This window comes from Armatimonadota bacterium (assembly GCA_036504095.1).
Taxonomy (GTDB): Bacteria; Armatimonadota; DTGP01; order JAKQQT01; family JAKQQT01; genus DASXUL01.
The window spans coordinates 150,956-164,024 of record DASXVS010000079.1 but is presented as its reverse complement, the minus strand read 5'-3'; the positions used below and the strand labels follow the sequence as shown (position 1 = coordinate 164,024).

General features: G+C 62.4%; 10 protein-coding genes. 6 read left to right on the top strand and 4 right to left on the bottom strand.

Features of this window, described 5'->3' with window-relative positions; translation table 11 throughout:
• The first annotated feature begins 34 nt into the window (after positions 1-34).
• Positions 35-964: a YihY/virulence factor BrkB family protein gene (locus VGM51_18180; protein HEY3414966.1), complete on the top strand. Its 930-nt coding sequence runs from the start codon at positions 35-37 to the stop codon at positions 962-964.
• Positions 965-999: 35 nt separating this feature from the next.
• On the opposite strand, the gene VGM51_18175 is transcribed toward VGM51_18180, so the two are convergent.
• The gene (locus VGM51_18175; GenBank protein HEY3414965.1) at positions 1,000-1,665 is read right to left on the bottom strand and encodes a hypothetical protein; all 666 of its coding nucleotides are present in this window, start codon (positions 1,663-1,665) and stop codon (positions 1,000-1,002) included.
• A gap of 24 nt (positions 1,666-1,689) precedes the next feature.
• A complete protein-coding gene (locus VGM51_18170; GenBank protein ID HEY3414964.1) occupies positions 1,690-2,550 on the bottom strand; it encodes a hypothetical protein in 861 nt (286 codons plus the stop codon).
• A gap of 501 nt (positions 2,551-3,051) precedes the next feature.
• On the opposite strand from VGM51_18170, the gene VGM51_18165 reads away from it, so the two are divergent.
• The 5 genes from VGM51_18165 (at position 3,052) to VGM51_18145 (ending at position 9,508) form a co-directional block, all read left to right on the top strand.
• Positions 3,052-3,462: a Rieske 2Fe-2S domain-containing protein gene (locus tag VGM51_18165; protein ID HEY3414963.1), complete on the top strand. Its 411-nt coding sequence runs from the start codon at positions 3,052-3,054 to the stop codon at positions 3,460-3,462.
• Positions 3,462-4,526, top strand: a complete 1,065-nt coding sequence (locus tag VGM51_18160) for a cytochrome bc complex cytochrome b subunit (protein ID HEY3414962.1) — start codon at positions 3,462-3,464, stop codon at positions 4,524-4,526. The genes VGM51_18165 and VGM51_18160 overlap by 1 nt, the downstream gene beginning before the upstream one ends.
• Positions 4,527-4,539: 13 nt before the next feature.
• Entirely contained in the window at positions 4,540-5,361 is an 822-nt protein-coding gene (locus tag VGM51_18155; GenBank protein HEY3414961.1) for a cytochrome c3 family protein, read from the top strand.
• Positions 5,362-5,644: 283 nt separating this feature from the next.
• A complete protein-coding gene (locus tag VGM51_18150) occupies positions 5,645-7,660 on the top strand; it encodes a hypothetical protein (protein ID HEY3414960.1) in 2,016 nt (671 codons plus the stop codon).
• 78 nt (positions 7,661-7,738) lie between these two features.
• Positions 7,739-9,508, top strand: coding sequence for a glycoside hydrolase domain-containing protein (locus VGM51_18145; GenBank protein ID HEY3414959.1), 1,770 nt, complete (start codon positions 7,739-7,741; stop codon positions 9,506-9,508).
• Between the two features lie 34 nt (positions 9,509-9,542).
• Here VGM51_18145 and VGM51_18140 read toward each other — a convergent pair whose 3' ends face one another.
• Together VGM51_18140 and VGM51_18135 are read right to left on the bottom strand one after the other, a co-directional pair.
• Complete coding sequence (locus VGM51_18140) at positions 9,543-10,673, bottom strand: SLBB domain-containing protein (GenBank protein HEY3414958.1); 1,131 nt, start codon at positions 10,671-10,673, stop codon at positions 9,543-9,545.
• Positions 10,674-12,815 carry a polysaccharide biosynthesis tyrosine autokinase gene (locus VGM51_18135; protein ID HEY3414957.1) on the bottom strand — a complete coding sequence of 714 codons (2,142 nt, stop codon included), beginning with the start codon at positions 12,813-12,815 and terminating at the stop codon, positions 10,674-10,676.
• Positions 12,816-13,069 lie beyond the last annotated feature (254 nt).

The window sequence follows — 13,069 nt, the reverse complement described above, 5'->3', positions numbered from 1 at the left end:
CTATCACGGCGAACAGACCGGAGGTGAAAAGCTTATGCAGGGACACGTTGGGGCTGCCGGCACGCCGGTGCCGCGAAAAGAGGAAACCATCGCCGGGGAGGGGCGCGGGGCCGTGGCCTACCTGAAGGCGCTAGGCAAGCGGTTCATGGTAGACAAATGCCCTGTTATGGCCGCCGCCATGTCGTTCTTCAGTCTGCTGTCCATTGTCCCGATGCTGCTTGTAGCGATCGGAGCCCTCGCCATTTTCACAGGCAGCACATATGAGGCTACCCGGCAAATCGAAAACCTGGGGGTGAGGATGCTGCCCGGTAAGGCGGCGCAGGATGCTTTCCTTCAGCTCACACAACAGCTGGACCTGCACGGATTCGTACACAACCTGAAGCACGCCGGGCCGCGCAACCTGGCCATCGGAGTGATAACGCTGCTCTGGGCGGCCCTTCAGATCTTCGTGAACGCTTCAGGTTCCCTGAACGCCGCGTTCGAGGTGGAAGAGAAGCGCTCCTGGTTCCGGCTGCGTCTTGTCGCCGCCTGGGTGATGTGCGGCGCCGTCCTCTTCTTCCTGTTATCGTTCGCCTCAACCGCCGGGCCCGATGTTGTCCGACGTATCCTCCCGAGGTTGGGCATCCCCAACCCCGCACCCTGGCCGGTGAACGCACTGTTCTTCTTTGTGGCGCTTGGACTGAACGTCGCGATGTTCGCGTTCATCTACCGATATCTTCCGAATGGGCGGGTCTCCTGGCGCGACGCCCTCGCCGGCGGCGGTGTGATGGGGGTGCTCTGGATCGCGGCGACCAAGGGCATGACCCTCTTCCTCGCCACCCCTAACCGCATGTTCGGGGCCCTGGGTGGGACGGTGCTGATCATCACGTGGATGTACTACTCCAACATGCTGCTATTGCTGGGAGCGGAGGTCGCGGCGCTCCTCGCGAAGTCGCACCGCGCGGGCACGGAATCAACCATGTAGCCGCTGAGTGAACGGTATTCGGCGTCGAACCAACCTCAGAGGCGCGCCAGCGCTCTTTCCGCTACTTGGCGGCGTCTAGCAGCGCCGATACCCGGCCGGGCGCTGGAGCGAAGATAGGTTTCCAGCTTCGGGGCTGCGTAGCGCAGCTCCTCCGTCGCGCCGGGCAGTCCGATCTCGGTAAGCGCGAGAACCGTGTACCAGAAAGGGTGAGGGCGCCAGGCACCTTCAACGCGCCTTTCGCGAAGGATGCGCATCCCGGCTGCAAGCGCGGCTTCCGCCTCGGGCCACGGCCTCGTGGCGAGATGCCGCCACAAGGAGACGCTGCAGATTCCGCAGCAGTAATGGCCCTGACCGTTCATCTCGGGTTCTCTGAGCCATACCTGCGATTTCGCAAGCGCGGAAACCCCATCGTCATCGAGCGGACGCAGAAGCATCAGCGCGCGGCAAGCCTCTTCGCCCAGGATGTGGGCAGTACCGACACGAGACCGAATGGCTTCGCCGGTGAAGAGCTTTGCACCCTTCGCGAAGTCTTCCGCTGTGGGCGCCGGCATGCCCCGATATGCGCCGGCAAGGCCCTGTCGACAGGCGATCCACACCGCAGCGTCGTGCCGATCCTTGTCTGAAAGAGCCCGGCCTTCGAAAAGAGCCTCGTTCAACGCGTCCAGTGTCGCGGCCAGGCTCTCCGGATTCACGATTGACATCACGACCTCCCCGGGGGCTTGTATTCAGCCCTCTTTCACCAGGAACATCCACCATTGCGGATCGCGGCCAGGAACGAAGACCTCCCGCACCGGAAGGCGTTCCGCCATGATCCACTCTCTTGCCAGCGGGATGAGGCGCTGGAAGAGGTCCCACGGAAACCAATCGACTGTTGTGTACGCTTCCCAGGTCCAGTGATCGAAGATGAGGCTGCCACCCGGCTTGACCAAGTCGACTGCTTGCCGAACGGCGGAAACGAGGGCGGGACGGGCGCATTCATCGAGGCGGCCCTTGCGATCGTCCTCTGCCAGCCATTCTATCATCTGCCGCTCGTTCGGCCACCAGTCGACCGTCCGAGTGTCCATGCCTCGCGGTTCGGAGACGGCCGTCTGGAGGATATCATTGACCGCGTGGTGGAAGCAGCCGGCATCCACACTTGCCGGGGGAAGCAGCGTACCGAGACGAGAGGCGTCGTCTTCGATGATGCGGACAGGCATACCGACTTTTCCGAGTTTGGCGCCCAGTTCCGCCGCGAGGGGCCGGTTGAGATTCACGGTGGTGTACGATCCCCCACCCCGCGAATATGTGTCGGCCGCGAGAATCACCGGTTCACTGCTGCCGACGCACGGCTCGTAGACGGCCAGGCGGCGCGGCAGCCCAAGGTCCTCGAAGACCATCAACCACGAGGCGGCGAGACATGGATTCAGCAGCATCCGGGCCGTCTGCGCCACTTCACCAGGCTGCGGGCGAATGAGGACATTTGCGCACGCTGTCCTGATGTCCTCCATCGGCATCTCGCGAATGAGCGCCTGCGTTGCATCGGGCAGCCGCTCGAAAATGAGGCCGCGGGTCACTTCTTCGAATATCCTGTCGATCATCGTTTGCATGGGCCGGATCCGGGTACCTGGCGCGGCGCAAAGCCGCATTGTGACAGAGCCATCATGGGCCTGAATGTATAGAACGAGCCCCCCGTTTGAAGCGGGCAACGGGCGAGACGCCCATTCTATTCGATCAAGTGGTCAGGCGCCGTCCTCCGACAGGATAGCCAACTTGGCCCATGCGACGGCGACATGGTACCCGAGTACCGTCCGGTGTGCGGAATTACCCACTGCCGCGTGTGGTATGAATCTGGTAGACTTGGCTAATCAGTAGGCATAGCGAACATAGACCCGCAGGCCGGCCAACCGGCGAGACGGCGGGCTTACAAGGATCCCGGCCGGAGCATGATGCCTTTGGTATGTAGGGCTAAGTCCCGGAGGACAGTTCCCAGCTTCCGCTAGAAGGAGGGTGACCGGTTGTCCAATGATTCGAGTTCCCCGACCGGGCACGGCCCAGCTCCCGGTCCTGCCCCAGGACCGAACACGCGGCGCGCGTTCCTGCAGTCCCTGTTGGGCGCCTGCCTGGCCATCACCGGGGCGACGTTCATCTTCCCTGTCCTCTCCTACCTGAGCCCCCGCAAGGCGACGAAGGGAAATAACGTCCTTCTCGGCATCGACGGCCATCCTGTTCCGGTTGCCGATCTGTCGCGCGCGCCGTTTGTAGTTGGCGTGGGTGTAGACAGTGAGGCCACCATCGTGGTTCGCTACGGGGGCGAGTTGCGCGCGTTCTCAGCCGTATGCACCCACCTGGGCTGCCTCGTCAAATGGGACCCCGCGGCGGCGGAGTTCATCTGTCCCTGCCACGGAGGCAAGTTCAACGCCGATGGCGTGAACACCTTCGGGCCGCCGCCGAGGCCACTCAAGCAGTTCCGGCCGAGCACAACACCGGACGGCTTCATCGGGCTCCAGGAGGTGGCGTGATGAAGAACCCGGCAGCGTCCATCTGGAACTGGGCGGACGAGCGACTTCACCTTAGCGCCATCTTCCGGGCGACGCTCACCGAGTACATGGTGCCGCGGAATCTGACTCTATGGCACACGCTGGGGTCCATCCTGATCGCATGTTTCGTGATCCAGGTCGTCACAGGCATGCTCCTCCTTGTCTACTACGTTCCGGAGGTGAGCAAGGCGTTCGAGTCCGTCACGTTCATCAGCAACGGAGTCTCGTTCGGCTGGCTGGTGCGTCGCATCCACGCGATGACATCGCATCTCTTTGTGCTGGCGGTGTTCCTCCATCTTCTGTCCACGCTCTTTATGCGAACGTACCGGAAGCCTCGCGAGCCGCAATGGCTGACTGGAATGATCCTGTTCGGCCTCGTGCTGACCGCCGCGCTTTCCGGTTACCTGCTGCCATGGAGCCAACTCTCCTATTGGGCGACGACTGTTTCCACGAACTCCGCCGGCAGCATCCCCGGCATCGGCAAGGAACTCGTCCTCTGGCTCCGCGGAACGGACAAAGTGACTCAGTTCACGCTGGGCCGGTTCTTCGCCCTGCACACGTCGATCGTTCCGTTCACGATCTTCGCTATGGTCGGTATCCACCTTCTCTTCCTGCGCCAGACCGGGATCGCCGCGCCGAAGGCGAAGTCGGAAGCGGCGAGGGCGAAGGTGCCGTTCTATCCTCATATGCTGACGAAAGAGCTCTTTTCCATCTTCATCCTGCTCGCGCTCCTCAATGTGCTCGTTTTCTACTTCCCGCAGTTGAACTTTCCGGCGGACACGCTGAGGCCGGCCAACCCGTTGGAGACGCCCGCGCACATCAAGCCGGAATGGTATTTTCTGGCCAACTATCAGGTGCTCAAATCGGTTCCCAACGAGTTTCTGGGCATCTTCCTTCAGATGTGTGTAGGCGTGGTTCTCCTGCTGCTGCCCTTCCTCGATCGCTCCCGTGAAGACGATATGCGGTTTCACCGGCTATTCCTGGGCGTTGCTACCCTCGGTGTCATCGGATACGTGGGAATGCTGATATGGGGCTACCTGTCGTAAAGGAACACAGAGAATGAGGACAATCCTACTGTTGACCGGGCTCGTGATCTGTGCTGCCGCTTACGCGCAGAACAAGGATTCCTGCGTGACCTGCCATGCCGGCCAGTCGGGCGCCTACGGCGCTCCCGTGCACGAATGGCAAACCAGTATCCACTTTCAGAACGCCATCACCTGCAGCGACTGCCATGGGGGCGACCCGCATTCGGACGATCCCGCGGTGGCCATGGACCGGAAGAAGGGTTTCCTCGGAAAACCCACGCCCACGGGAGTTCCCGCCTTCTGCGGAAAATGCCACATCGCCGTACGGGCCAATTACATTCAAAGCGCCCACTACCGGGCGCTGCTTTCCAGCCCCGGCGGCGGCCCCAACTGCGTCACGTGCCACACAGCCCACGCTCAGCAGAAGGTCACACTCAACCTGATCAACGAGCAGACGTGCGGAGCGTGCCACACCTACGATCGCGCGGCAAAACTGAAGAAGACCGTTCAGGGAATGGAAGACGCCCTGACCTCAACAGAGCGGCGCGACGAGAGGATGTTTTTAGAGGGCATGGATGAGGGGCGAGAACGGCAAACGCTGTTCTCGATTCGGAACCGAACGCACCGCCTTACCCACGTCCTCGACGTCGCCCGCATCACCCGCGAACTGGACGGAATCCGGCCCGACCTCACCACCCTGGACGCGCAGATCCGCGTGAAGGAGCGAACGGTAGCCGACCGTAAACGGCTCGGCACGGGGCTGATGATTTTCTTCCTGCTAAGCGCCACGATCGCGTGGTGGGCCCATGAGGAACTGATGAAGCCCGGAGACGGAGAGATGCCCACCGATGAGTGAGGCGGCGCTCTAGCGCGGCGTTTCGGCACCGCTGAAACAGTCATAAACGGCCGGGATTTCCTCAATTTCTACGTCCCCCAGCACGGAAACGGCGGCGGACCGTTCATTCGACCCCTTCTTCCGCGCCTTTCAGTCCGCCGCACGATCGACTCACCGCAGGCGCCATTCGGCGCCATGGCCGTCCGGTCAATTCGCGGCCCGGCTTTGAACGCTCGCCGGGAGCGGCCCTTCGCGGGCTGAGGCAGCGGAATCCGGTTTACGAGGGCGGGTCCGGGGGGTGCGTATGGCAGCCGTGCCACTGGGTGAATCCGGCACGATCGCGGTGGTTGGCGGCGGTCCAGGCGGCGCCTTCTTCGCCATGGAAGCGCTCAGACTCGCCCGGGAACGCGGGCATCGGATCCGGGTGATTATCCTCGAACAGAAGCGGCAGGTACTTGACGGAACCTTCTCGCTCGCATCCCGCGAAGGCTGCGGCTACTGCGCCGGCGGCGTGTCTCCACGGCTTGCGGACGCCCTGGAAGCGGACGGTCTCCGGATTCCTGAGGAGATCATCCAGAGCCATATCGAAAGCCTGACGATTCAGGGCAACTGGAAGCACATCGAACTGGCCGTTCCTCCAGGCAGGCGGGTCTTCGCGGTTTACCGGGGATCGCGCCCGTACACGCGGATAGGCCGCTACAACAACTTCGACTCGTTTCTGCTGGCGAGCGCCATTTCGGCCGGGGCGGAGGTTGTGACCGCGGAAGTCAGCGGCCTCGGATATTCGGACCGCGCGCGCCCGGTCGTCTCCTACACGGACGGTTCGGCGCCCCAGCGCGGGACGCAGAAGATGGAAGCCGATTTCGTGGTGATCGCGTGCGGAGTCAATCAACGGGCGGGGATGTCCGTCGAAGACAGCACCCTCACAAAATCGCTGACGGCGATGATCCCGGAGTTCCGGCCGCCACGGGTAAGGCGGACGCTCATCTGCGAGTTGAGGGGAAGCGAGCGCGAGCTCCGCAACCTCCGGGGCGAGATGTATTTTGTGGAGTACGGGTCGCGGCGGATCCGCATCGAGATGTCATCGCTCGTCCTCAAGGAGGAAGGCTTTGTCACGCTCGCGTTGCTGGGCGACTCGATCGACAGGGCGGATAAGAGCGAAGGGGTGAGCATCATCGAGGGCTTTCTCGCGCTCCCCCACGTTAAGAGACTCCTCCCGCACGGCACACGCCTCGAGATATCCTGTGCGTGCTGGCCCAATATGACCATCGGGGCGGCGCGCCACCCGTTTGGTGAGCGCGTGGCCATCGTGGGTGACATGGCGGCGGCACGGCTGTACAAGGACGGCATCCTGTCGGCACATACGATGGCGAACGCCTTGGCCCACTCTGTCATCGAGCAGGGCGTCGATGCGGAAAGCCTCCGGCGTTCCTACTGGCCCGTTGTTCGATCTGTCAAGCGGGATAACCACTGCGGCCGCACAGTCTTCATGATGAACCGCATCGCCTTCAGCCGGCCGACGCTCAGCCGGATCCTGTACCAGGCCGTACTGACGGAGCGGCGCACGACCGACGCGGATCACCGATTGCTCGAGCAGCTGCTCTGGAAAATCGCCAGCGGCGACGACACGTACGAGCGTATCCTCCTCCAGATGGCGAGGCCGGCGACGATGGCGTCCCTCCTCGTCGGCGGCGTCCTCGTCACTTTCAGGAACTACCTCACGGAGGTGTTGTTCGGGCTGCACTGGGGCGAGATCGGGCGGTTTCCGACCGGGGTATACCGGGAGGTAGTGGATGCCAAGCGAAAGGAGTACCGCGGTGCGCTGGACCTCGGAATACTGAGCGCGCCGCTGGAATTCGAGCGGATGTACTCCATCCAGATCAAAGCGCCACGCGAGAGTATCCTTTGCCAGCTTGGGAAATTCGGCGAGGAAGATATGGAGTATTTCCGGCCCCGTATCGTTCGCGTCCACAAGATCAGCGGTTACGCAAACGAAGTGGGAAAGATGATCCGGTATTCAACGCCGATCCGGGGCCTCGGATTTACTATCCGGCTCGAATCGCTGAAGGACGGGAAGTACCTGGTGTATCGCGTTATGGATGGTTTCGGGAAAGGCGGCGTGCTCATTTTCGACGTTGACGAGGTGAGGGAAGACGTGCACCTTCTGTCCATTTACGTTGCGTACAATTTCCCGAGAGGCAGAGGCCTTCCGCTGAAGTTATACTGGAAAGTGTTCAAGGCGCTTTTCCCCCAGTACATCCACGATGTGTTGTGGAATCACGCGCTGTGCGAGCTCAAGGAGATCGTGGAGCAAGGGTAAGGCCGGGTTTCGGGCCACAGGCCCGCAACCACCGGCGCCGGCCCCGCAATGTGAGATCGATCGGAGGAGTATTCGTCCATGTTCGCCCAAATCGCTCTTTCAGACCTGTCGCGATTGATGCTGGGGATGTCGGTCCTCGGGATTGCGCTGATGGCAGCCGAGATCCCGGCAAACGCCGAACGCCGGCCGCGACCGGTGTATGAACCGGCCGACCCGGTCGTCGTACCACAAGCCGCCGCGGAAAAGGCGTGGAGCGGCGTACCGGCGGGGCTGCGCGGAGGCGTGGGATCGCTGAACCTCCGGTACGCGCGAAATGAGCCACCCAAGGTGGCCGAAACCGGCGCGTGGGAAGGCGCCGGTTGGCGCGGCGAACGCGTCAACGCACAACTCCTGCTGTGGTCGCGCGACGACATCAGCCAATTGCGCCTTGAATCCGCTCGGCTGTCGCGCACGGCCGCCCCGGGATCGATCCCGATAACGCTTCGTTTCGTCCGGTACGTTCTCGCAGACCAGGTGTTGATGCCCGATATCCTCGATGACGCCGACCGGGTGGACATGCCGGCGCGATCCGTCCGCCCGGTGTGGGCCACCGTGGATATCCCGCCGGATGCCGCACCCGGAGCGTATGAGGGAGTTGTGACGGCGCGGGCGGAGGGTGGACAAAGCCACTCGTTCACGCTACGTCTGGAGGTCATGCCCCTCGAACTGCCTGCGCCGCGTGATTGGTCTTTCCACCTCGACCTCTGGCAGAATCCCTACGCCGTCGCCCGCTATCATCACGTCAAGCTGTGGTCGCCGGAGCACTTCGCGCTTCTGAAACCGCACCTTGAGATGCTGGCGAACGCGGGGGCGAAATGCCTCAGCACCACCATTATCCACGCTCCGTGGGGCGGGCAAACGTACGACTCGTACGGCTCGATGGTCGAATGGACGCTTCGCAAGGACGGGACATGGAAATACGACTATTCAGTGTTCGACAAATACGTGGCTTTCGGAAGCAAATGCGGGCTGGACAAGTACATCAATTGCTACTCGATGGTGCCCTGGACGAACAAGGTGCGCTATCTGGACGAGGCGAGCGGCGACTACCGCGAGGCGTCCATCGTGCCCGGAACGCCGGAATATGACAGGATATGGTCGCCGTTCCTGAAGGATTTCACAGCGCATCTGAAGCGAAAGGGCTGGCTTGCCCGGGCAGTCATCGCGATGGATGAACGGCCCCTCGAACTCATGAAGCCGGCCATAGCGATGCTTCAGCGCGAGGGAAACGGCCTGCGCCTCGCCCTCGCGGGCGACAACGAGCCGCGCGTCCAGAAAGATATCAACGACTGGTGCGTCATCATCAATTCCTCCGTTTCCGACGCCACCATCGCGGAGCGCACCGGACGGGGCGAGCTGACAACGTTCTACGTGTGCACGGGTCCGGAGCGGCCGAATACCTTTACGTACTCGCCGCCCGCGGAAGCGGCATGGATGGGCCTGTACGCCTCCGCGCGGAATCTGTCCGGGTTCCTCCGGTGGGCGTATGACTCGTGGGTTGAGGACCCGCTGTACGACACGAAGCACGTAACGTGGCAGGCCGGCGACGCGTTCCTCGTCTACCCGAATGCCCGGAGCTCCATCCGGTTCGAGAGGCTGCGCGAGGGGATTCAGGAGTACGAGAAGATCCGGCTGCTGCGGAAGTGGGCGGGCGCGAGTGCGACAGCGGAGGTGAAGGACCTCGACGCGAGCCTTGCGGCGTTCACGTATGACAACGTGATCAAGAACCCGGCAGCGGACGCGGTGGACCGAGCTGAGGCCGCTGTGGACAGGCTGTCGCGGGCGGTGGCGGCGGACGGGACTCGTTGAGAGCGCCCGGCCTCCGCCATATGCCCTCGGAGGCCTACTGCCGCGCGAAGGTGTACACCAACGGGCTGGCGAGAGACATGATCGCGCCCAGCACGGCGCCAGGCTCAACGGCGCTGCCGTCGGTCACATAGACCACGTCGCCGGGCGAAACGGCGGGATTCTGGGTCAGATCGCCCTTCTTGAGGAAGCGGCTGATGTCCACCTTGCTTACGATCTGCTTGCCGCCGACCATGCGAACGAGCGCCACATTGGTCATCCTGGCGCGCTTATTGCCGCCGCGGGCCATGGCGATCGCGTCCGCGAGGGTAACGACCTTGCCGTCGGGCAAATCGTAGTAGCCGGGTTGCTGGACACCGCCGAGCACCGCGATGCGCGCCTCGTTGGCGGGGATCAGCAGGGTGTCCCCGGGTTCCATCACCACATTGGCGCCGGAATCGCCGTTCGCCATGATCGCGTGCATGTCAACCTTGATGACGCGAGCGCCGCGAAGAATCTGAACGCCGGTCAGGGCTGCGTTGTCCGTCGCGCCGCCGGCCATTGCCAGGGCTTCCAGCACTCCCAGTTTGGCCTTGAGCTGATAATCGCCAGGTGATTTAGCCTGTCCAACGACGTGCACCAGGTTTGTATCCGCCTGAATCTGGACGAGGTCGCCAGGCATCAGTTCGATGTCCGCGTCACGGTTGCTTTCGCCGAGGACCGCCGCAAGGTCAACGGCTATGTTTGTGGAACCACGGACAACGGTGGCTTTGGTGAGCTCGGGTTTGCCGGAGATGCCGCCGGCCTCGGCGACGAGGTGGCTGACGCGCCAGCCGGGCTTCAAATCGTATGAACCGGCCTTTGCGACCAGCCCGCTGGCATACACCCGGCGCATCGCTGGCTGTTTAACCGTGACCGTAACGCTGGGCTCGTTGAGTTCCTTTTCCAGTCCTTTGGATATCGCTGCCGCGACCTGTTCGGCCGTTTGCCCGGACGCGGACACACTACCAACGATGGGATACGCAAATTGGCCATCGCTGAGGACCACCACGTCGCGTGTGAGATCTTCGTGCCCATAAACGGTGATGCTCAGCACGTCCTCCGGGCCGAGGGTGTACAGGCCGCCGGCGAGAGCGGATGAAGCCGCCATTCCGAACAGGGCAGCCATTATCAGTGTCCAGCGCATCATCTACTTCCCTTTTCCGTGTGAACTGGAGGCTTTGTTACGCTTCCGGCGGTGTGTGCTTCCGTCATCTGAATGGTACTGGTAGTAGTAATAGTCATAGTAATACTCCCCGTGACGCTGGTCGATCTTGTTGAGCACCACTCCCAGGATGTGGGCGCGGGCCTGTTGCAGCATCTGGACGGTCCGCCTCGCGGCTTTCTTCTCCACCTCGCCGGCCGCGACCACAAGCACAACGCCATCGCACCGGCCACCCAACACGCTGGCATCCGCGACCCCCAGAACGGGGGGCGCGTCGAACACCACGATGTCATAAGCAGCGCGCAGTTCCTCGACGATCTTCGCGAACCGCTCGGAGTCCAGCAACTCGGCCGGATTCGGCGGGATCGGGCCGGCTGTCACGATGCGCAGGTTCTCAAGGCCAACGTCGAGAGATACCTCGCCGGTTGGAAGACCTCCTACGATCGCGTTCGTCAGCCCTGTGGCGTTTGGCACTCCAAACTGCTTGTGCACGCTGGGGCGGCGGAGGTCGCCGTCTACCAGCACTACGTTGCGTCCGTCCTGGGCAAGGGCGATCGCCAGATTCGCGGCTGTGGTGCTCTTGCCCTCACCCTTTCCAGCGCTGGTCACCATGATCGTCCGCAGGCTCTTATCGACCGCCATGAACTTGATGTTCGACCGAACCATGCGGAACGCTTCGGCGACGCCGCTTAGCGTGCCGGCGTGGACCAGGGACCTGTCCCCAGGTTCGGCGATGCGCGTCACGATACCAAGCATCGGAAGCGCCAATTCCCGTTCCACGTCCTCGCTGGTCCGGAGGGTGTCATCCAACGCTTCCTGAAGCGCGGCTATCCCGACGCCAAGCATCAGGCCAACAAGGACGGACAGGATGAAATTCAGTTTGCGCTTCGGGCTGATCGGCCCCTTGGGCAGCCTCGCCGGTTCGATAATCTGAGCGTTGGCGAGAGTGCTCTCCTCGGCGATGCGCAGGCTCTGGTACCGGTCCTGAAGGGCAAGGTAGGTCTTCTCAGCCACCTGTACGTTGCGCTCCAACTGAGCCATGCGGAACTGTTCTTCCGGCAAGCGCTGGAGGATCGCCTTTTGAGCGGCGATGGACCGGCCAACCGCCGTCGAGCGCGCTGCGGAGGCCAGGGCGGAGCCTTCGGCATCGGTCAACTGCGCCATCAGCGCCTGGTGCACGGGGTTTTCCGCATATATCTTTCCTGACAGGATGCTTGCCACCACTGATTTCTCGCGCGCCTCCGCGGTGGCGAGTTGGGCGTCGACCGCCTGCACCTTGGCGCTGGCTGGTTTGAATTCCCTCAGCAATCCCGCGCGCTGCACGTTCAGGTCCACAATCTGCCCCTGCAGTTTATCAACGATGGGATTTCGGGCGATCGTGGATTGTGAGACGACGGTAACGGTGGTCCTGTCCAGCATCCTGCGAATGCCGTCGGCCCTGGCCAATGCGGTGTTGCGGTCCGTCTCGGCCGCCATTTTGCCGACTTCCAGATCGGATAGCGCTTTGACTTCCGCTTCAGTGGCTGTGGGAAGCGACACGGAGCCGGTCTTTTGCTGATAATCGCGCAATGCGACCGCAGCCTCTTCGAGGGCCGTCTGATACCGGGCCTGCTGATCCTCCAGGAAGACACGCCCGGCGTGGGCGCTGCTGCGGTTCTGGTTCAGATTGCCTTCGACGTACACGGCCGCAAGGTTGTTGGCGAGGTCCATAGCCACCTTGGGATTGGTGGATTTCGTGGTCACGTTAATGACGTTGGAATCCTTGCCGCCATCGACCTTCACCTGGGGAGCGATATCGGTATCGCCGAGCCCGGTCCGTTTGGCCGCTTCCTTCAGCATGGGCGACGACGTAATGATCTCGACCTGTGTCTGCACGGCGCGCTGATCGGCGAAGGCGCCGAGGGCCGGTATGGTGCTGCTGAGGATATCGCCGCTGCCCGTAGCGTTGTTCCCCTTGGACAGAATCTTCGTCTCCGCCTGGTAGACGGGCTTCTGCATGAAGGTCCACAGCATGCCCAGCGTAACGACCGCCGCGAGTGAGGTGAGGATTGTATAGCGACGCTTTCGGACTACCTGCCAGTACGTACGAAGGTCAATCTCTTGTGGTTCGAAGATGGTTTCTTCCATATTGTCTGTAATCACTGATCCAGGCAGACGGGCCTGCCTGCCCCCGTAAAATGGCTGTGTCGTGCCAACGAATGCGACTGAGGATCGCCGGACGCAACTGCTGGCAGCCGTATGAAGCACGGCCGTATGCGCAAACGTTCAGCAATTGCCGTACCATGCCGAGGCCCGGATGCAGGGGGATCTTGCTCAACTCGTTCAGGATAGCAACGCAGGCGGGCGTTCGCACAACGAAACGGCCGACGCCTCGTTCCTTA

Excerpts from the sequence above, each read along its gene's own strand:
- VGM51_18180 (HEY3414966.1), top strand. The coding sequence starts at position 35 with ATGCAGGGACACGTTGGGGCTGCCGGCACGCCGGTGCCGCGAAAAGAG.
- VGM51_18175 (HEY3414965.1), bottom strand. The coding sequence starts at position 1,665 with ATGTCAATCGTGAATCCGGAGAGCCTGGCCGCGACACTGGACGCGTTG.
- VGM51_18170 (HEY3414964.1), bottom strand. The coding sequence starts at position 2,550 with ATGCAAACGATGATCGACAGGATATTCGAAGAAGTGACCCGCGGCCTC.
- VGM51_18160 (HEY3414962.1), top strand. The coding sequence starts at position 3,462 with ATGAAGAACCCGGCAGCGTCCATCTGGAACTGGGCGGACGAGCGACTT.
- VGM51_18155 (HEY3414961.1), top strand. The coding sequence starts at position 4,540 with ATGAGGACAATCCTACTGTTGACCGGGCTCGTGATCTGTGCTGCCGCT.
- VGM51_18150 (HEY3414960.1), top strand. The coding sequence starts at position 5,645 with ATGGCAGCCGTGCCACTGGGTGAATCCGGCACGATCGCGGTGGTTGGC.
- VGM51_18145 (HEY3414959.1), top strand. The coding sequence starts at position 7,739 with ATGTTCGCCCAAATCGCTCTTTCAGACCTGTCGCGATTGATGCTGGGG.
- VGM51_18140 (HEY3414958.1), bottom strand. The coding sequence starts at position 10,673 with ATGATGCGCTGGACACTGATAATGGCTGCCCTGTTCGGAATGGCGGCT.
- VGM51_18135 (HEY3414957.1), bottom strand. The coding sequence starts at position 12,815 with ATGGAAGAAACCATCTTCGAACCACAAGAGATTGACCTTCGTACGTAC.